The sequence below is a fragment of the Serratia sp. TSA_198.1 genome, assembly GCF_052686505.1.
Window position 1 is genome coordinate 638,515 of sequence record NZ_JBQZFP010000001.1, and the last position, 18,430, is coordinate 656,944.

Annotated in this window: 17 protein-coding genes and 1 riboswitch; of the genes, 13 read left to right on the top strand and 4 right to left on the bottom strand. The window is 56.5% G+C overall.

The annotated features are described in order from the left end of the window. Positions 1-81 precede the first annotated feature (81 nt). Positions 82-255, top strand: a riboswitch (M-box (ykoK) riboswitch). Positions 256-327: 72 nt separating this feature from the next. From ACUTSW_RS03020 to ACUTSW_RS03035, 4 genes are all read left to right on the top strand, one after another. Then, entirely contained in the window at positions 328-1,350 is a 1,023-nt protein-coding gene (locus ACUTSW_RS03020) for a magnesium transporter (protein ID WP_445583624.1), read from the top strand. Between the two features lie 144 nt (positions 1,351-1,494). Next, positions 1,495-1,587, top strand: coding sequence for a protein MgtS (gene mgtS, locus ACUTSW_RS03025; protein ID WP_013813036.1), 93 nt, complete (start codon positions 1,495-1,497; stop codon positions 1,585-1,587). A 112-nt stretch (positions 1,588-1,699) separates the two neighbouring features. Then, positions 1,700-1,879 (top strand): hypothetical protein, encoded by a 180-nt coding sequence (locus tag ACUTSW_RS03030; RefSeq protein ID WP_434460177.1) that lies wholly within the window; start codon positions 1,700-1,702, stop codon positions 1,877-1,879. A 26-nt stretch (positions 1,880-1,905) separates the two neighbouring features. Then, positions 1,906-3,282, top strand: coding sequence for a cation diffusion facilitator family transporter (locus ACUTSW_RS03035; RefSeq protein ID WP_445583625.1), 1,377 nt, complete (start codon positions 1,906-1,908; stop codon positions 3,280-3,282). Between the two features lie 41 nt (positions 3,283-3,323). Here the strand turns inward: ACUTSW_RS03035 and ACUTSW_RS03040 are convergent, their stop codons facing one another. Continuing rightward, positions 3,324-4,550 carry a M24 family metallopeptidase gene (locus ACUTSW_RS03040; RefSeq protein WP_445583626.1) on the bottom strand — a complete coding sequence of 409 codons (1,227 nt, stop codon included), beginning with the start codon at positions 4,548-4,550 and terminating at the stop codon, positions 3,324-3,326. Between the two features lie 267 nt (positions 4,551-4,817). On the opposite strand from ACUTSW_RS03040, the gene ACUTSW_RS03045 reads away from it, so the two are divergent. Both ACUTSW_RS03045 and ACUTSW_RS03050 read left to right on the top strand, forming a co-directional pair. Beyond that, positions 4,818-5,630: an AraC family transcriptional regulator gene (locus tag ACUTSW_RS03045; protein ID WP_445583627.1), complete on the top strand. Its 813-nt coding sequence runs from the start codon at positions 4,818-4,820 to the stop codon at positions 5,628-5,630. An 80-nt stretch (positions 5,631-5,710) separates the two neighbouring features. Continuing rightward, the gene (locus ACUTSW_RS03050) at positions 5,711-6,073 is read left to right on the top strand and encodes a cupin domain-containing protein (RefSeq protein WP_445583628.1); all 363 of its coding nucleotides are present in this window, start codon (positions 5,711-5,713) and stop codon (positions 6,071-6,073) included. Between the two features lie 68 nt (positions 6,074-6,141). Here the strand turns inward: ACUTSW_RS03050 and ACUTSW_RS03055 are convergent, their stop codons facing one another. Next, positions 6,142-7,869, bottom strand: coding sequence for an ABC-F family ATP-binding cassette domain-containing protein (locus ACUTSW_RS03055; RefSeq protein WP_445583629.1), 1,728 nt, complete (start codon positions 7,867-7,869; stop codon positions 6,142-6,144). A 509-nt stretch (positions 7,870-8,378) separates the two neighbouring features. Between ACUTSW_RS03055 and ACUTSW_RS03060 the strand changes: the two genes are divergently transcribed. Continuing rightward, positions 8,379-10,802, top strand: coding sequence for a DUF3772 domain-containing protein (locus ACUTSW_RS03060; RefSeq protein ID WP_445583630.1), 2,424 nt, complete (start codon positions 8,379-8,381; stop codon positions 10,800-10,802). A 56-nt stretch (positions 10,803-10,858) separates the two neighbouring features. Here ACUTSW_RS03060 and ACUTSW_RS03065 read toward each other — a convergent pair whose 3' ends face one another. Next, positions 10,859-11,032 carry a hypothetical protein gene (locus tag ACUTSW_RS03065; RefSeq protein ID WP_013813029.1) on the bottom strand — a complete coding sequence of 58 codons (174 nt, stop codon included), beginning with the start codon at positions 11,030-11,032 and terminating at the stop codon, positions 10,859-10,861. A 346-nt stretch (positions 11,033-11,378) separates the two neighbouring features. On the opposite strand from ACUTSW_RS03065, the gene ACUTSW_RS03070 reads away from it, so the two are divergent. Then, positions 11,379-11,648 (top strand): PTS transporter subunit EIIB, encoded by a 270-nt coding sequence (locus tag ACUTSW_RS03070; RefSeq protein ID WP_004944838.1) that lies wholly within the window; start codon positions 11,379-11,381, stop codon positions 11,646-11,648. Here ACUTSW_RS03070 and ACUTSW_RS03075 read toward each other — a convergent pair whose 3' ends face one another. After that, complete coding sequence (locus tag ACUTSW_RS03075) at positions 11,649-12,584, bottom strand: LysR family transcriptional regulator (protein WP_006318272.1); 936 nt, start codon at positions 12,582-12,584, stop codon at positions 11,649-11,651. A gap of 123 nt (positions 12,585-12,707) precedes the next feature. On the opposite strand from ACUTSW_RS03075, the gene ACUTSW_RS03080 reads away from it, so the two are divergent. From ACUTSW_RS03080 to ACUTSW_RS03100, 5 genes are all read left to right on the top strand, one after another. Further along, entirely contained in the window at positions 12,708-13,973 is a 1,266-nt protein-coding gene (locus tag ACUTSW_RS03080) for an ABC transporter substrate-binding protein (protein WP_445583631.1), read from the top strand. A 42-nt stretch (positions 13,974-14,015) separates the two neighbouring features. Beyond that, complete coding sequence (locus tag ACUTSW_RS03085) at positions 14,016-15,008, top strand: carbohydrate ABC transporter permease (protein ID WP_434460165.1); 993 nt, start codon at positions 14,016-14,018, stop codon at positions 15,006-15,008. After that, positions 15,005-15,850, top strand: coding sequence for a carbohydrate ABC transporter permease (locus ACUTSW_RS03090; protein ID WP_006325530.1), 846 nt, complete (start codon positions 15,005-15,007; stop codon positions 15,848-15,850). Before ACUTSW_RS03085 ends, ACUTSW_RS03090 begins: the two co-directional genes overlap by 4 nt. A gap of 32 nt (positions 15,851-15,882) precedes the next feature. Beyond that, a complete protein-coding gene (locus tag ACUTSW_RS03095; RefSeq protein ID WP_063199604.1) occupies positions 15,883-17,244 on the top strand; it encodes a family 4 glycosyl hydrolase in 1,362 nt (453 codons plus the stop codon). Positions 17,245-17,305: 61 nt separating this feature from the next. After that, the gene (locus ACUTSW_RS03100) at positions 17,306-18,421 is read left to right on the top strand and encodes an ABC transporter ATP-binding protein (protein ID WP_062870931.1); all 1,116 of its coding nucleotides are present in this window, start codon (positions 17,306-17,308) and stop codon (positions 18,419-18,421) included. The last annotated feature ends 9 nt before the right edge of the window (positions 18,422-18,430 follow it).

Genomic DNA, 18,430 nt, shown 5'->3' on the forward strand with positions numbered 1-18,430 from the left:
TCTAAATGTTTCATAAACGGCCAGCCAGATTTACGCCCACCGCAAAAAAACCGCGGCTATAATGCCTCCCGTAGTTTATATGCAGTATCTCGTTTGGCGAGGCTCCTATACAAACACAGGTTACTGATCTGACGACATCGAGAGATGCCCAAGGTTAAGACAGGCTTTATCGGATTAAGGTTTAGCCCAAGGTAACTTCTGATAAATACATCAGATACGTTGTATAGTGCTAAAACCTGGACGCGGAGATAGGCTGTCTGCACTCCCTCTGTGGTTAACGCCCCTATGCGATTCGCTGTTGAAGTTTAAACAGAAATAGGGACTAACATGATGAAGTCACATCAAAATTACTCATCTCCGGCGCTGGCCAATGCTGAAGTGCTGGATGAGTCCTCGGTAGCAAACTATATGAACGCCGATTTTATTACCGTTCCCGGTAATATGACGGTCAATAAAGCCAAAGAATACTTTCTTTCACAACTTAAAACGGATGAAATTCCGACTCAGCTGTTTGTCACCGCCAACGATTATCAATTGCGGGGTACGCTGTCGGTTAAAAAACTGTTGCAGTGCGAGGAGGATGATAAAGCCGTTGGGGTAATGATTAACCACAGCTATTTCCAGGTATCGCCCGACGACGATCGTAATGACGTCGCCCATTTATTGGGCAAAGGTGGGCTGGACGTAGTGCCGGTGGTGGTGAATAAAACCTTGGTCGGGGTGTTGGGGGAAAAAGAAATCGCCCGGCTGATTGAGGATGAAAACACCGAGGATGCGCAACGACAGGGCGCCAGCTTGCCGCTGGACAAGCCCTATCTGGAAACCAGCCCTTGGGCGTTATGGCGCAAACGCTCGGTTTGGTTGCTGATGCTGTTCGTCGCCGAGGCTTACACCGGCAACGTACTGAAGGCGTTTGAAGACCAACTGGAGGCGGCGATCGCCCTGGCGTTCTTCATCCCGCTGCTGATTGGCACCGGCGGTAACAGCGGTACGCAGATCACTTCCACACTGGTACGCGCCATGGCGCTTGGCGAAGTCAGCCTGCGCAATCTGGGCTCGGTGATCCGCAAAGAGGTATCCACTTCGCTGCTGATAGCCGCCACTATCGGCGTCGCCGCCTGGGTTCGCGCGTGGATCATGGGGGTGGGAATGGACGTGACGATGGTCGTCAGCCTGTCGCTGGTAGCGATCACCGTCTGGAGCGCGATTGTGTCCTCGATTATCCCTATGTTGCTGAAAAAATTTGGGATAGATCCGGCGGTGGTGTCCGCACCCTTTATCGCCACCTTTATAGATGGCACTGGCCTGATTATCTATTTCAAAGTTGCCCAGCACATTCTGCATATTTAAACCGAAAATCCGCTTCGTGTCGCTGCCGGAGCGGACATTTTATCTCACCCAATAAGGAGGCGCGTTAATAGCAATGAATAATCTTTTAACCCACTTTTTAATTAAAGAGGTTTTTATCGATAACCGTTAACTGAGGAAATAATAATGGGAAACATGACAATTTTTGTAGGATTCCTGAGCATCATCAGCTCACTGGGCCTGTTAGCCGCCTATATGAGCACCAAATGGGATGATTAATGAACGTTGAAGAACCGCCGGAATGCATCCTCCCCGAAGTGTTTTATTTACGACGGGGAGGATACCGATAAAACTCTGACCGCCGCATGCGGTTTTAACGAGTGAAACGATAATGATTATTTTTATTCTTGGTTTGCTTTATGCCATTTTAATGATCTCTGCGGGTGTTAATGAGATTTATTTTTATTCAACCGGAAAATCAGAATTCCTGTCTAGTTTAATGCTGACATTCTCGGGTAGTATGCTGCTGGTTGCTTTTGTCTGGCAATTGTCTGCAAAAATTAAAAAATAAATTCCAATGCGAATGTGAGCCGTACTATGCAAAATGAAAAACAGTCCGTGGCCAGAAACTCGATGATAGCCAGTGGGTTATTGGCGACCGGTAAATTTGCTGCGGGTATTTTTACCGGCAGTATTGGCCTTATTTCCGAAGGGATACACTCTTTCACCGATTTTGTCGCCACCAGCATTACCTGGCTGGCGGTGCGCATCAGCGACAAACCGGCCGATGAGGACCACCATTTTGGTCACGGCAAAGTCGAAAATTTGGCGGCGTTGTTTGAAGTGCTGCTGCTGTTGGGCGCTGCGGGTTGGATTGTTTATGAGGCCGGCACCAGCCTGCTGGGGCAGGCGCATGAGATTATCGCCGCGCCGGTGGTGATTGCAGTGCTGTTGATCTCGATTGTGGTCGACTATTTCCGCGTCAAGGCGCTGAATCGCGTGGCGAAAGCCACCGACAGCGCGGCGTTGGAAGCCGACGCGCTGCACTTCTTCTCCGATATGTTGTCTTCCGCCGTGGTGCTGCTGGGGATGGTATTTGTGTTGCTGGGGTTCACCCGCGCAGATGCGATTGCGGCGTTGATCGTAGCCGGTTTTATCGTGGTCGCTGCCTTGAAGTTAGGCAAACGTTCGTTTGATTCGCTGATGGACACAGCGCCTGCCGGTGCCAAAGAGGAGATCAGCACGTTACTGGATAGTTTTCCGGCAATATTGGCGACCGAGAATATCCGCATTCGCAATGCCGGTGCGGCCCTGTTTATTGAGGTGACCGTCGCCGTCTGCCGCACCTTGCCACTGGAGCGCATCAACGCGCTGAAGCAGTCCATTGCCGAGCGGTTGGAGCGGCAGTATGCCCACGCCGAAGCCACGGTGATTGCCAACCCGCAAACCCGCAGCGATGAAGACATGGCGACCCGCATCCGGGTGATTGCCGCCAATCACGGTGCGGTGGTGCAAAATGTGGCGTTGCAGCAACTGCCGGAACGCATGTCGATCAGCATGGATCTGGCGGTGCCGGCCAGCGCCAGCGTGGCGCAGGCGCACGATATCGCCAGCGAGATTGAAAACCTTCTGCGCCAGGCTATCGGTGAAGACACGGAAATCGAAACTCACCTTGAACCGCAGATACCTCATTGGATTGCCAGTGAGGACGTAGAGCCGGATGAACTGGCTAATATCCGCCAGATCTTGCGAATTGCGGTGGAAAAGGGGGAAATGGTGCAGGACGTACATAACATCCGGGCGCGGAAAACGGCAGATGGCATTATCGTCAATTTTCATTGCCGGGTGTCGCCGGCCGCGTCCATTGTGGCGGCTCACGACGCGGTGGACCACATAGAACGCCAACTGCGGGCGTTTTACCCCACCATTTCGCGGGCAGTGGGGCACGTGGAGCCGATTAAACCTGCCTCGTGAGCCGGCATGCGGCGACCGTGGGTGGCCGCCATGAAAGGGGGTCAGGATGCTAGATCGAAAGGGTCATCCAGGGATTTTGCCGGCGGGGTAAACCAGTGTGCTCCGCCTTCAGTAACGTAAAAATGATCCTCAAGGCGGATACCGAACTCGCCAGGTAGACATAGCATGGGTTCGATGCTGCCACACATGCCAACATCGAGCTGTTCCTGCCGTTTGCGGACCAGATACGGAGCCTCATGAATGTCCAGCCCGATACCGTGTCCGGTGCGATGCGGCAAGCCAGGCAACTGATAATCCGGTCCGAAGCCATAAGAGGCCAGGACTTGGCGTGCCGCGTCATCCACTTTATGACAGGGCACGCCAGGCGCGATAACAGAAAATGCCGCAGCCTGTGCTTCATGCTCCGCTTGCCAGGCGAAACGTTGTCGCGCGCTGGGTTCGCCGTACACATAAGTACGGGTGATATCGGACAAATATCCCTTATATCGGCAACCGGTATCCAGTAGCACGATATCGTTGTCCCGCAGAGGCTTGGGTTCCTTCACGCCATGCGGAAACGCGCTGTCGGATCCGAAGAGTGCAATACAGAAGTAAGAGCCGGTGGTGCCCATTTTGCGGTGGGCTTTATCAACGAAATCGATGAGTTCGCTGGCGGTGATACCTGGGTGCAAAATGCTGGCTGCCGCCTGCTGTACTCTCAAGGTAATGTTATTAGCAGTCTGCATCAGTGCGATTTCCGTCGGTGATTTACGGCTGCGGCAGTGACCGGTGACGGCTTGTGCGCCGATCAGTTCAATATCGCCGGCGTACTGCCGCAGGCCGAGGAACAGCGTTACCGAAGCCGTTTCGCAAATCGCCACCTTGCGCCGCCTGCCCGTACCCGTCAGCCCGCGAGATGCCAGCAAGGTGAAGAACAGCTGGTAGGGGTCTTCCTCCTCATGCCAGCTAAATATTTCGGCTTCGATGACTTGCGCATCTTTGAAGGTACCTATTTCAAACCAGGGCGCAATATAAGCGATTTCACCTTCGGCCGGGATCACTGCACCCACCATACGTTCGCTGGGAGACCAAGAGGTACCGGTAAAATAGAGTAGATTGTTGCCGGCATTGATATAGCAGGCATCAATGTCGTTTTCGCGCATCAGACGCTGTGCGTGCTGAATGCGTTGTCGATACTCGCCGCTGGCGATTGCAGGCGGGTTGTCCGTTAACGGTTGCAACTGTTCCAAGGCCTGTTGTGGCGTACAGCCGCCAATACCAGTAGCCATGTTTTTCTCCTCGCGGAATGTTCAATATCAGGGCCAATATCCCAGCGTGCTTAGTCCCATGATAAATAAAATGCGGCGACAATACTTGGCTCCAATAGACAGGAAAGATAGCGATTACGGCACAATGCTTTTCCCCAACGCCGTCAATGCCGATATTTCGATTGTCGTTGTCTTAAATGGTCATTTTTAACGGGGACGACTAGCCAACGCGAGCTTTAACGATTATCAATAGAGTCTCGTTGTCTCGACAGACGCAGGTATCTCCCCATGTCACGAAATAAAGACCTGCAAGACTGGGTAAAACCGGCCCGGTCCCCAATGCAAATTGAGCGTATCGAAGCTTTTTTCGGTGGCCACGGTTATGAGCTCCATCGCCACGACACCTACGCCATTGGCCGCACGTTGTCCGGTGTGCAAAGTTTCAACTATCGTGGCGGCAGGCGCCATAGCCTGCCCGGCGGCACCCTGGTCTTGCATCCGGATGAGGTCCATGACGGAGAGGCGGGTACGGAGGAGGGATTTCAATACCGCATGGTTTATATCGAGCCTGCATTAATCCAAAAGATACTCGGCGGCAAGCCGTTGCCCTTTATTCCGGGCGGTCTTTCCGACGACCCAAGACTCTTTGCTGCGGCTCAACCCTTGCTCAGGGCTATGGAGGATCCGTTTGAAACGCTTGAGGAAGAGGATGCGCTTTATGACCTGGCGCAAACCCTGGCCGTTGTCGGGGGGCAACGTTATCAACGGCGGGCGTTTGACTATCAGGCGGCTGAAAGGGCAAGGGAATATATCCATGCCTGTTTCGATAAAAATATTACCCTGGATGAGCTTTCTTCGATCAGCGGCCGAGATCGCTGGAGTCTGAGCCGGGATTTTCGGGTGCTGTTTGGCACCAGCCCCTACCGCTACGTCACTATGCGTCGTCTTGAACATTGCAGACGGCGGATGTTGGCGGGCCATCATCTGGCAGATATTTCAATCGATGCGGGATTTGCGGATCAAAGCCACATGACGCGTCAATTTGTCAGCAATTTTGGCGTTTCTCCTGGCCGCTGGCTGAAGTTTATCAACGGAGGTTAATCGCGAAGTTGCACAATCATTCAAGATTGCCGCCCGCCGGGTCAACTATGCTGGGCTCCTGTTAACCAAGGAGCCTGAAAATGTATCAACCTATTAATTTTGCTAATAAACTCTCTCTGTTTTCTGAACAATGGCAACCAAAAGTGATTGCCGAGATGAATGACTACCAGTTTAAAGTGGTCAGAATTCACGGTGACTTCATCTGGCATACGCATGCGGAAACCGATGAAACCCTTATCGTGTTGGACGGCGTTTTGCGCATTGATTTTCGCGATGGTCATGTGCTGGTCAATGCGGGAGAGATGTATGTGGTCCCGCGCGGCATCGAACACAAAACCTCTGCCGAGATCGAAACCCAACTGATGCTTATCGAACCTCGCGGCGTGCTGAACACCGGTGACGAACGGGGAGAACGTACTGCGGTCAACGATGTCTGGATTTGATCAAGCTCGCCCGGCAAATCTGCACCGGGGATAATAGAAAGGCCGCCAAAACAGGCGGCCTGTGAAGGTCAGTCCAGCTTCAGCCGGGCAGTGATTTCAGCAATTTCATTGCGCCATTGCTGTTGCAACGCCGGTTTCTGGTGCCTGGTTTTACGCGCCAAATCCTCCTGCAGTTTAGCCTCGAGTTCGAACAAGCAGGCCAGCAGCCGCTCTTCGTCATGGTGTAACCCCTCGCTGTCGCCGGAGGCGGTTTGCCTGGCCGCTTGTGGCTCGGCACCGGGTTCTTCCGCCAGCCGGGCATAGACCGGTTCCAGATCCTGCCATTCTTCCAACTGTTGATGGTCAATCAGCCAGAAGCGGTTACAGCTGTTTTCTATCAACATGCGGTCGTGAGTGACCAGTATCACCGCACCTTCAAACTCGCGCAGGGTTTCCGCCAGCTCCTCTTTGCCTTCCATGTCCAGATGGTTGGTCGGCTCGTCGAGCAGCAACAGCGAATGGTTGGCCAGCGTCAGGCCGACAAACAGCAGGCGCGAACGCTCGCCACCGCTCAGGGTGCTGATCCGTTGCTGATGGCGCAGGTAAGGAAAACCGGCGCCAATCAGCGCCATTTTGCGCTGCTCTTCGGTCAGCGGAGCGAAGTGCGTCAACGCCTCGTTCAACGTATCGCCATCCTGCAACTGCTGAAGGCTCTGATCGTAATACCCGATACGCACCCTGGGGTGGAATACCACCTCACCGGAAACGACGCTTTGGTATTCCCGCCACAGATGCCGCAACAGCGAGGATTTGCCGCAGCCGTTACGGCCAACGATGGCGATGCGATCGCCGCTTTTCACCCGCAGGTGCGCCAGGCGAAACAGCACCGGCGCATCGGCTGCCGGGCGTACATCCAGTTGCGGCAGGGCCAACAGGCGATCGGCGTCCAGGGCTTCACCCCGCAGCCGGAGCCGCCATTGGGTAGCGGCCGTCAGCTGGGTTTGATCTTCTTTCAGACGGTCGACCCGTTTTTCCATCTGTTTGGCCTTGCGGGCCAGATCCTCGTTGTCGTACACCCGTCCCCAGACCGCCAGCCGCTGGGCGCTTTTTTCCACCCGTTCGATCTCCTTTTGCTCCGCATGGCGGCGATGCGCATCCGCCGCATCCTTCTCCACCAGCGCCTGACGCGCCGCAGAGCAGGGCAAGCGGAAGAACTGCAAGGTTTTATCGCGCAGGATCCAGGTGCAGTTGGTCACCTTATCCAGCAGGTAGCGGTCGTGGGAAACCAGCACGAAGCTGCCCGGCCAGCTTTGCAGGAACCGCTCCAGCCACAACAGCGTCGGCAGATCCAGATGGTTGCTGGGTTCATCCAGCAACAGCAGGTCCGGCCGGCGGATCAGCGCGCGCGCCAGCAGCAGGCGGGTATGCTGGCCGCCGCTCAGGGTACCGGCGGTCAATGTCCAGGAGGACGCGGCAAACCCCAGGCTGGTCAGCAGGACTTCCGCCTGCCAACTTTCGCTGACGCGCAGGTTTTCCGGCAGGCGCGCCAGTACCGCCTCCAGCAGAGTGCAGCCGTGCAGTTCGGGGGGAAGATGTTGTTCCACTCGCGCCATCAGGCATTGGTGAGAGAGGGTAACGCTGCCGGTACTGGCGGGCAGAGCGCCGCTGAGGATTTTAAGCAGGGTGCTTTTGCCGCAGCCGTTGTGGCCGATTAAACCGATGCGATCGCCTTTTTTCAGGCTGAAGGAAACCTCAGCCAGCAGTGGGCCGAACGCGTTGTCGTAACCGACGGATTGTGCAGATAATAATGTGCTCATTGCTTACTCAAGAGTTACAGGCATGCAAATGCCTATCGTCAAACATCGCTGACGACAACCCGGTAAGCCGGAGGGAAGGGACTCAATTTTTAGTAAGCTTCGCTCAAGCCTGGGTTATCGCAGCACGATACCGGTAATGCTTGAGCAGCGGCAATTACTATAGAAGTGTGAGTAAAAAAACAATTCACACATCGGCATAGTAATCCTCCTTTTATAATGTTGGTTAATAGATGGGCTGAGTATAGGGGTATTCTTCAGGATGCGCCACTGCCCAATAGCTCAGGTTATCAGTAGGCTAACGACCAAAAGCGGCCAGATTTCAGGTGGTGCTGTGCGCGGCGACGCAGCAGCAGGAATAATCGTGCTGAATGGGAATAATACTGATATTTAAGCTGAGATTAAGCAGCTATCATAATCTCAGTTTATGATTAGCCAAACGGGCCGGTAAATAGTCAATACCGGCCCGTTTGTTTCGTCTGTCTATCATGCCATTGCCGAGCACTGAATTTATGTTAAAACCCCGTCAGATCCTTCTTTTCCTGTTCCTGCTGTTTGGGTTGCAGTTGACGCCGTTGACCAGCGTCGCCGCACAGGATGACCCTGTTGCCATCAGCGCGCCGGATGCCGCCGCCGCGCTGAAAAACTACCAAAAACAGTTGGACAGCATCAAACAGCAGGTCTCCAAGGCCAGCACAGATAACCAGCTCAGTAAGCTGAGGCAGACCACCGACGAGCTGGCTGCGGGTCTGGAAAAACTGGCAACCGATCTGCAACCGGCGCAGGAAAAGCTGCAGGGGCAGTTGGACGTTTTGGGCCCGCAACCCGCCGCCGGTTCGATGCCTGAAACCGCTGCCGTGGTACAACAGCGCAACGCGTTGAACAACAGCAAGAAGCAGCTGGATGATGCGGTAAAACGCGCTCAGGAGATGAGAACCGGCGTGCTCGATCTGGGGCAGCAAATCGGTGATATGCGCCGCGTGGCATTCAAAACCCAGCTGGCACTAAATACCGGCAGCGTATTGGGGGCCAAGTTCTGGTCGCCGATCGTGCAACCTACGGACGATGACGCGCAGCGGCTGGATCAGTTCCATGTCGCCATGAAAGAGGCGTGGGATGCCAGTTGGCAGGAGGAGTGGCGCTACGGCACTCTTGGCCTGCTGCTATTGGCGGTCGTTATCTGGTCGTGGGGGCGTTATTTATCCGAGCGTTTCCTGGCCTGGGTGAGCATTCGTTATCTGCCGGACGGGCGTTTGCGCCGCAGCTTTATGGCGATGGCGATCGTCAGCGTCACGGTCATCACCACCGGCATCGCGCTGAATCTGCTGTATCTCACCTTTACCCGCGTGCAGCCGCTGCCGGCCATGCTGGAGGATTTCGCCGAGGGGTTTAATCGGCTGGGGATCTTCTGCGCGCTGATCGCCGGGCTGGGGCGTGCGACGCTTTCGCTTAACCGCCCGTCATGGCGTTTGGCCTCGCTGGATGACGCCGTCGCCTCCGGCCTGCGTTTCTTCTCGCCGTTGCTGGCGGGGTTGGCGCTGGCGTTCGGCACCGTTGAACAGATCAATAACGTGGTGAGCGCCAGCCTGGCCGCGACCATTTTCGGCAATGGCCTGGTGGCCGGGTTGATCGGCATGGTGCTGCTGGCGATGCCGCTGCGCGCCCAACGTATCCGCCGCAAGCTGGAGCAGCAGGGCGAACACGTCGAGAAACGCTCCACCATCAGCGGGTTGCTGCACATGGGCACGCTGGTGGGCTCGCTGGTCATCCTGTTCTCGCTGCTGATTGGCTATATCGCTTTCGCCCGTTTCCTGACCTATCAGGTGATCTGGATCGCTCTGGTATTGATGGCGTTCTATTTCCTGCTGCTGTTTGCCGTCGATCTGTGCGGCGCGATTTTCTCGCCACAAACCGCCAGCGGCAAAATGCTCAAGAAGTCCTTTAACTTTAAGGACCGTCATCTGGAGCAGATGGCGATTATTCTTACCGCCGTCGCCAAATGTTCTTTGCTGTTACTGATGATTGTCGCGCTGTTTAACGGCACCTTCGGCACCACCACGCCTAACTCGCTGTTGGACAAGATTATCGCCATTCTGAGTGGCGAAGGGTTGAAGAGCCTGAACATCGTGCCCGGCAACCTGATCAACGCGGTGATATGCCTGGCCATCGGCATCTATATCATGCGGGTGACCCAGCGTTGGCTGAGCCATGAACTGCTGCCGAAAACCATTTCAGATATCGGTATCCGTGCATCCTTGGTCACGCTGTTCAGCAACGTGGGTTATGTGCTGCTGATCCTGATCACCCTGGCGGCGTTGGGCATCCAGTGGAATAATCTGGCGTGGATTGTCAGTGCGTTGTCGGTCGGTATCGGTTTTGGCTTGCAGGAGATCGTGAAGAACTTTATTTCCGGCATGATCCTGCTGACGGAACGGCCGGTGAAAGTCGGCGATATGATCGGCATCGGCGGCGTAGAGGGTGACGTGCGCCGGATTAACATCCGCGCCACCGAAATCCAACTCAGCGACCGTTCGACGATGATCGTGCCCAACTCGCAGCTGATCTCGCAGAACGTACGTAACGCCACCATGGGCAACGCCCAGGGCGTGGTGACCATTGCGTTGACCTTCCCGACGGATATCGATCCTGAGCAGGTGCGCAATATTCTGCTGAGCGCCTATCAGGATTATGACGCCATTCAGGAAACGCCGGCGCCTTATGTCCGTTTCAGCCAGCTCGGCCCTGAAGGCATCATCCTCAGCGTCACCGGCTACGTTGCCAGCCCGCGCATGGTCGGCGCCACCAAGAGCGAGCTGTTGTTTAATATCCTCAAACTGCTGCGCGCGCAGCGGGTCAATATGTCCAGCCCGCAGGAAGTGGTGTTTATGAAACAGCAGGCGAAGAATCTGGCCAACGAAGAAGAGCAGTCCTCTTAACCTTTGCCGGAGGGCGGCGGGCCGGCGCGTTTCTCGATGGCCCGCCAGTCCGCCGATTAGTGCATCGCCGGCACTACCGATTGCGAACAGTCGCTGTTGGCACTGGCGGATGAGTTGTTGCAGGTCTGCGGATCATTATGTACCGGCGGTGGCGGCACGTCCTGTGGGCCGCCTCTGCCAATACAACCGGAAAGGACAAAAATCAGCAACGCAGGGATTATCGCTTTCATTTCACTCTCCTCGAGCAATCTCACTGCCGTGCATTACCGCGGATACCCTTTTTGATCGTCGCGTCGGGCTTCAGACCTTGGCGCCGGTCATTATGTAGAGCAGCATGCAAACGATCAGTAATGATATAACGATAGCCCAGATTAATCGGTTCATCTGCGTTCCCTGGTTATTCTGTGAACTCAGGGCCTACCATAGCGCTGCCGGTGGCGCAGGGATATCAATGATTGCCGTTTTTTTGTCCGCCATAGATTCACTCTATATCCTTCCGGCCGAAATCAATTTCACTTTGCCCGGCGACCGGCCCTATGCTGCAGCGGCATGTGGCAAACTCTCTCAGGAGGCAAAATGGAAAAGCATGAGCTGGCGGCATCGGTGTTGGCGGCATTCGGCGGGGCGGACAATCTGATCAAACTGCGATACTGCGCCAGCCGCATCAGGGCGGAACTGCGCGATGGCAGCCGCCTGGATCGGCCGGGGATGGAGGCTCTGGATGGGGTTAAGGCGTTGCTGGAGGTGGAAACGTCGCGCCACACCCCCGAGTTTCAACTGGTGGTGGGGCCAGGCAACGCCCGGCCCTTGTATCAGGCGTTGATCGCAGTGACCGGCGAGAAATAACTACAGCAACAGAGGGCGGATCTGCTCCAGATGCTGATGCATTAATGCCTGCATCTGCACCACGTGGGGCGCATCCGCCTTTTCGCGCATCAGGTAAATGCCCACCGTGCAACGCAGGCTTTCCTGCGTCGTTTTCAGCGGCACAATGCCGTAGTCGGCGAAATAACCCGCCATACAGGTGGGATAAGCCAGCATCACCGCGTCAGAATCGTTGATCATGTCCACCGCCGACATCATCGAGTTAGTCGAGCAAATCACCCGTTCCGCCAAATGCAGCCGGTTACGCGCCATTTTCTTCGGCTGCATGTCTTCCACCATATGTTGATAGCGGCTTTCATCCGGCGTCAGTTCCACGCAAGGGTAATCCAATAATTCGTCCGGCCCAACCTGCCTGCCTGCCAGCGGGTGCCCACTGCGGACGAACATGCTGTCGGTGGTGCTGAACAGCGGCAAAAAGCTGATGCCGGCCTTGGGATTCAACCCCTGAATTTCATGACCGATAAACATATCGATATCCCCGCCCAGCAGCAGATCCATCAGGCGCAGGTGGTTACCCAGATCGATATGAATATTCACCGTAGAGTGCAGGCTGCGGTAGGCATTAAAGCTGTCGCGCACGAACATATACCACCAGGCGTGGCCGGTGCCCATGCGCAGGCTCTGTTCCTGGCGTGCCTTGATGAACGCCAGCTTGATCAGCGTGTTGTCATAAATGCGCTGCATCATCTGCGCCTGTTCCAGCAGCAGATCGCCGTATTCGGTGGTGTTAACCCCGGTTGAGGTGCGCTCCAGCAGTTGCACCCCCAGGTTCTCTTCCAGTTTCTTCATGTTGTGGGTCAGCGTCGGCTGGCTCAGGCAAAGCTTGTTTGCTGCATGACTCACATTTTTGAACATCGCTACTTCGATAAACTGCCGCAGAATTTTGTCCACGATCATGTTTTCCGCTATTGGTATAGAAAGTTTCTATATCTTAGCGATGAAAAACGATTTCCGCCAATAGCCCGCCTTCGATAGTTTGCTCCTATGCCGGTATTCCCAGCCGCCACCAGAGAGGACGCAATGAGAAGATTGATACCGAGTATGGTCGCCACCGCGCTGGCGCTGATGTCCGGCCAGGCGTTGGCCGATACCTTGCGGATGGAATGCGCGCCCAGCAAAGAGGGCCGTCAGTTCTGCAATGAGATTAAGCAGCGCTTTGAGGCTCAGACCGGCCATACCCTGGAGTTTATCGATCTTCCCCGCGCCTCCGACGAAAAGCTGTCGCTGTTTCAGCAGCTGTTTGCCGCCAAGGATTCCAGCGCCATTGATTTGTTTCAGGCCGATACCGTGTGGATCGGCGTGCTGAACAAGCACCTGTTGGATCTGACCGACAGCGTGAGCGATATCCGGCAGGATTTTTTCCCCGCCGCCTGGCAGAACAACGTAGTCAATGGGCGGGTCAAGGCGGTTCCGGCTTATCTGGACACCGGGGCGCTCTATTACCGCAAAGATCTGTTGGCAAAGTACGGTGAACAGCCGCCGGTCACCTGGGATGAACTGACGCGCATCGCTACCCGTATTCAGCAGGGTGAACGGCAGGCGGGCCATAAGAACTTCTGGGGCCTGGTGTTCCAGGGTAAATCCTACGAAGGGCTGACCTGCAACGCGCTGGAATGGGTAGCCTCGCAGAACGGCGGAGGGTTTATCGACGCCAACGGCAACATCACCATCAATAACCCGCAGGCGGCGCAGGCGTTGAACAGGGCTGCCGGCTGGATCGGCACTATCTCGCCGAAGGGCGTGCTGGGTTACATGGAGGAAGAGTCCCGCGCGGTGTTCCAGAACGGCGACGCGCTGTTTATGCGCAACTGGCCCTACGCCTATGTGCTGGCGCAGGACAGCAGCAGCGCAATCAAAGGCAAGATCGGCGTGCTGCCGCTGCCAAAGGGCGCGGACGGCAAATCGGTCAGCGCGCTGGGGGGGTGGCAGTGGGCGATCAGCGCCTACACCAAAAACCCCGCGGCGGCGATAGCGCTGCTGAAAATCGTCAGCGACGCCGAATCGCAGAAAAAAGCGCTGGCGCTGATGGGCTGGGCGCCGTCGCGCACCGCGCTGTATGACGATCCCAAGGTGTTGGCGCAGGCGCCGTACCTGGCGGACTTCAAGGGCATTTTCTCGCAGGCGATGCCGCGCCCGGCGACGCAGACCAAAAGACAGTATGCGCAGGTATCGAAAGCCATCTACAACGCCACTTTCAATGTGTTGCGCGGTGACAGTGACGGTGTCACCGCGGTGGCGGATTTACAGCAGCGGCTGGAGCGGATTAAAGCCAGAGGATGGCGTTGAAGGCAGTGCAATTCCCCCCATTAACGGCCCGGAGTCTGATGCATGAAACGCGATACACACAGGTTAACCCTGACGGCCACGCCCGCCCCGGCGGCAGTGCAGTCGGTCAGGCGCAGCAAGCTTAATCATCGGCAGCGCCGTAGCCGCATCGCCTGGCTGTTGGTGGCGCCGGCAATGTTGCTGCTGGCGGCGGTTGCCGGCTGGCCGCTGCTGCGCACCCTGTTTTACAGCTTTACCGACGCCATGCTGGATGCGCCGGATGAATACCGCTTTGTCGGCTTCGCCAACTATCTGGATCTGACCGGGGGCGGCCACTCGTACGGCGTACTGGCGGATCCGCAGTGGTGGCAGGCGGTGGGCAATACGTTGCGTTTCAGCCTGCTGTCGGTATCGCTGGAACTGGTGTTCGGCATGTTGCTGGCGCTGCTGATGAACCAGAAATTTCGCGGCCAGGGCCTGGTGCGCACCGCCATTTTGGTGCCCTGGGCGATTCCGACCATTGTCTCCGCCAAGATGTGGGGCTGGATGTTCCACGATCAGTACGGCGTGGTGAACGATCTGCTGCTCAAGTCGGGGATTATCGCCGCGCCGCTGGCCTGGGTCGCGGAGCCGGGGTTGTCGATGTGGGCGGTGGTGATTGCGGACGTCTGGAAAACAACGCCGTTTATGGCGCTGATGCTGCTGGCCGCGTTGCAGCTTATCCCGGGCGATCTGTATGAAGCCGCACGGGTGGACGGGGCTAACGCCTGGCAGCGGTTCCGGCGCATCACGTTACCGTTGATCATGCCGGCGATGATCGTCGCGCTGATTTTCCGGGTGATGGATGCGCTGCGGGTATTCGACCTGATCTATGTGTTGACCTCCAACAGTGAAGCCACCATCTCGGTGTCCGGTTATGCCCGCGATCGCATGGTCAGCTATCAGGAAATGGGCTCCGGCTCGGCCGCTTCGGTGCTGGTGTTCATGATGGTGGCCGGTATCGCCGCCTGCTTCCTCACGCTGGGCCGCCTGAATGACAAGGAGAAACGCGCATGAAACTGACTCGCCAACAACACAAATACGGCCACAAGGCGCTGATTTTCGCCGGTGCCGCGCTGGCCAGCGTCATCTGTTTGTTTCCCTTTTACTACGCGCTGATCACCTCACTGCGTTCGGGGGGAAGCCTGTTCCAGGTCGCTTACCTGCCGGGTGCGCCGCACTGGGGCAATTACCTGACGGCGTTGATGGATAACGGCATCGCCCGCAGCTTGTTTAACTCGATCGTCGTGGCAACGCTGACGGTGGGTATCTGCCTGCTGGTGTCGATTACCGCCGCTTTCGCTCTGGCGCGCATCAGTTTTCGCGGCCGCAAATATCTGCTGTTCACCATTTTGTGCGTCTCGATGTTCCCCCAGGTGGCGGTGCTGTCCGGCATGTTCGAACTGGTGCGTTTTATGGGGTTGTACGATTCGCTGGGCGCATTGGTGCTGTCCTACACCACATTTTCTCTGCCGTTTACCGTCTGGGTGCTGACCACCTTTATGAAGGCGATCCCGGCGGAACTGGAAGAGGCGGCAATCGTCGACGGCGCCAACACCTGGACCATCATTACCCGCATCTTCGCGCCCATCATGGGGCCGTCGTTGGTGACCACCGGGCTGCTGGCGTTTATCGGCGCCTGGAATGAATTCATGTTCGCCCTGACGTTTGTCATCTCCAGCGGCAAGCGTACCGTGCCGGTGGCGATCGGCATGCTGCAGGGCGCCTCTCAGTTCGAACTTCCCTGGGGCACCATCATGGCGGCCTCGGTCATCGTCACACTGCCGATCATCGTGCTGGTTCTGATCTTCCAGCGTCGCATCGTCAGCGGATTAACCAACGGCGCAGTAAAAGGCTGATTTTCGATTAACCCTGAAGCAGGAGAAATGCAATGGCTACAAAAATCGTTTTAGTGGGCGCAGGCAGCGCGCAATTCGGCTACGGCACCCTGGGCGACATCTTCCAGAGCAAGACGCTGTACGGAAGTGAAATTGTGCTGCATGACATCAACCCGGCCTCGCTGGCCGTGACCGAGAAAACCGCCCGTGACTTCCTGGCTGCGGAAGATCTGCCGTTTACCGTCAGCGCCACCACCGATCGCAAAACCGCGCTGAGCGGAGCGGAGTTCGTGATTATCTCCATTGAAGTGGGCGACCGTTTTGCCCTGTGGGATCTCGACTGGCAGATCCCGCAGCAGTACGGCATTCAGCAGGTGTATGGTGAAAACGGTGGCCCCGGCGGGCTGTTCCACTCGCTGCGCATCATTCCGCCGATCCTCGACATCTGCGCCGACGTGGCGGACATTTGCCCGAACGCCTGGGTATTCAACTACTCGAACCCGATGAGCCGCATTTGCACCACCGTACATCGCCGTTTCCCGCAGCTCAATTTTGTCGGCATGTGCCATGAAATCGCCTCACTTGAGCGTTATCTGCCGGAAATGCTCGGCACCTCCTTCGACAACCTCAGCCTGCGCGCCGCCGGGCTGAACCACTTCAGCGTGTTGCTGGAGGCCAGCTATAAAGACAGCGGCAAAGACGCTTACGTCGACGTACGCGCCAAGGCACCGGACTATTTCTCCCGCCTGCCGGGCTACAGCGATATTCTGGCTTACACCCGTAATCACGGCAAACTGGTGGAGACAGAAGGCAGCACCGAACGCGATGCGCTGGGCGGCAAAGACAGCGCCTACCCGTGGGCGGACCGCACGCTGTTCAAAGAGATCCTGGAGAAGTTTCACCATTTGCCTATCACCGGCGACAGCCACTTTGGTGAGTACATCCGCTGGGCCAGCGAAGTCAGCGATCACCGCGGCATCCTCGATTTCTACACCTTCTACCGCAACTATCTGGGGCATGTGCAGCCAAAAATCGAACTGAAGCTGAAAGAACGCGTGGTGCCGATCATGGAAGGGATCCTCACCGATTCCGGTTATGAAGAATCTGCGGTCAACATTCCGAATCAGGGGTTTATCAAGCAGCTGCCGGCGTTTATTGCCGTCGAAGTCCCGGCGATTATCGACCGCAAGGGCGTGCACGGCATCAAGGTCGACATGCCTGCGGGCATCGGTGGCCTGTTGAGCAACCAGATTGCGATTCACGATCTGACCGCCGACGCAGTGATTGAAGGTTCGCGCGACCTGGTTATCCAGGCGCTGCTGGTGGACTCGGTCAACGATAAATGCCGCGCGATACCGGAACTGGTGGACGTGATGATTTCACGCCAGGGGCCGTGGCTCGATTACCTGAAATAAGCCGGATGGCGGGGCGCGCTTGCGCCCCCTTGAATGCAACTACCTGGGGTTCGGGAGGAATATGGCGCAATTAACGCTGGAAAAACTGCAAAAACGCTATGGCGCTAACGCAGAGGTTATCAAGTCGCTGGATCTGCGGATCAACAGCGGGGAGTTCGTGGTGATCGTCGGGCCCTCCGGCTGCGGAAAATCGACTTTGCTGCGCATGATCGCCGGGTTGGAGGAGATCAGCAGCGGCGGCATGTATATCGATGGCAACTACGTCAATGACGATACGCCGTCCGAGCGCGGTATCGGCATGGTGTTCCAGTCCTACGCGCTCTATCCGCACATGAGCGTATACAAGAACATGGCGTTTGCGCTGGAACTTGCCGGCCATTCGGCGGAGGAGATCGACCGTCGGGTGCGCGAAAGCGCCCGCATTTTGCAGCTTGAACCCTTGCTGGAGCGGCGTCCGAAGGATTTGTCCGGCGGGCAACGCCAGCGGGTGGCGATTGGCCGCGCCATAGTGCGCGAACCTAAGCTGTTTTTGTTCGATGAACCCTTGTCCAACCTCGATGCCTCGCTGCGCGTACAAATGCGCATGGAGGTGGCTTCACTGCATAAACGGCTGGGTTCGACCATTATTTACGTGACTCACGATCAGGTCGAAGCCATGACGCTGGCCGACCGCATCGTGGTGCTCAACAAAGGGCATGTCGAGCAGGTGGGAACGCCGCTGGAGCTTTACGATCAGCCGGCCAACGAATTTGTCGCCCAGTTTATCGGCTCGCCGAAGATGAACCTGATCCCGGCCATCCTGCGGCGTGCCGGTGAGCGGCAGAGCGTGGTGGAACTGGACAACGGCAAGGCGCTGGTGTTGCCAATCGCCACACCGGTGGCGGCGGAAGGCCAGAGCGTCAACGTCGGCATTCGTCCAGAACATATTCGCGGCGGTGAACAGGCGCAGTGCGAGTTTCATGGCGAGGTGATGTTCGTCGAGCATATGGGCAACGAAACCTACCTCTATCTGGATAACGGCAACGCGGCGGAACCCTGGGTGCTGCGCAATCCCGAACGCTCGACCATTCAGGCCGGAGAAACCGTCGGCGTGCGCCTGCCGGTAGAGTGTTGTTATTTGTTTGACCGCCAGGGTCGCGCGTTCCCGCGCATTTTGGCGTCGGAACAGGCGCATTAACATAAGGAA

Coding starts and splice junctions, on each gene's coding strand:
- ACUTSW_RS03020 (WP_445583624.1), top strand. CDS start 328: ATGATGAAGTCACATCAAAATTACTCATCTCCGGCGCTGGCCAATGCT.
- mgtS (WP_013813036.1), top strand. CDS start 1,495: ATGGGAAACATGACAATTTTTGTAGGATTCCTGAGCATCATCAGCTCA.
- ACUTSW_RS03030 (WP_434460177.1), top strand. CDS start 1,700: ATGATTATTTTTATTCTTGGTTTGCTTTATGCCATTTTAATGATCTCT.
- ACUTSW_RS03035 (WP_445583625.1), top strand. CDS start 1,906: ATGCAAAATGAAAAACAGTCCGTGGCCAGAAACTCGATGATAGCCAGT.
- ACUTSW_RS03040 (WP_445583626.1), bottom strand. CDS start 4,550: ATGGCTACTGGTATTGGCGGCTGTACGCCACAACAGGCCTTGGAACAG.
- ACUTSW_RS03045 (WP_445583627.1), top strand. CDS start 4,818: ATGTCACGAAATAAAGACCTGCAAGACTGGGTAAAACCGGCCCGGTCC.
- ACUTSW_RS03050 (WP_445583628.1), top strand. CDS start 5,711: ATGTATCAACCTATTAATTTTGCTAATAAACTCTCTCTGTTTTCTGAA.
- ACUTSW_RS03055 (WP_445583629.1), bottom strand. CDS start 7,869: ATGAGCACATTATTATCTGCACAATCCGTCGGTTACGACAACGCGTTC.
- ACUTSW_RS03060 (WP_445583630.1), top strand. CDS start 8,379: ATGTTAAAACCCCGTCAGATCCTTCTTTTCCTGTTCCTGCTGTTTGGG.
- ACUTSW_RS03065 (WP_013813029.1), bottom strand. CDS start 11,032: ATGAAAGCGATAATCCCTGCGTTGCTGATTTTTGTCCTTTCCGGTTGT.
- ACUTSW_RS03070 (WP_004944838.1), top strand. CDS start 11,379: ATGGAAAAGCATGAGCTGGCGGCATCGGTGTTGGCGGCATTCGGCGGG.
- ACUTSW_RS03075 (WP_006318272.1), bottom strand. CDS start 12,584: ATGATCGTGGACAAAATTCTGCGGCAGTTTATCGAAGTAGCGATGTTC.
- ACUTSW_RS03080 (WP_445583631.1), top strand. CDS start 12,708: ATGAGAAGATTGATACCGAGTATGGTCGCCACCGCGCTGGCGCTGATG.
- ACUTSW_RS03085 (WP_434460165.1), top strand. CDS start 14,016: ATGAAACGCGATACACACAGGTTAACCCTGACGGCCACGCCCGCCCCG.
- ACUTSW_RS03090 (WP_006325530.1), top strand. CDS start 15,005: ATGAAACTGACTCGCCAACAACACAAATACGGCCACAAGGCGCTGATT.
- ACUTSW_RS03095 (WP_063199604.1), top strand. CDS start 15,883: ATGGCTACAAAAATCGTTTTAGTGGGCGCAGGCAGCGCGCAATTCGGC.
- ACUTSW_RS03100 (WP_062870931.1), top strand. CDS start 17,306: ATGGCGCAATTAACGCTGGAAAAACTGCAAAAACGCTATGGCGCTAAC.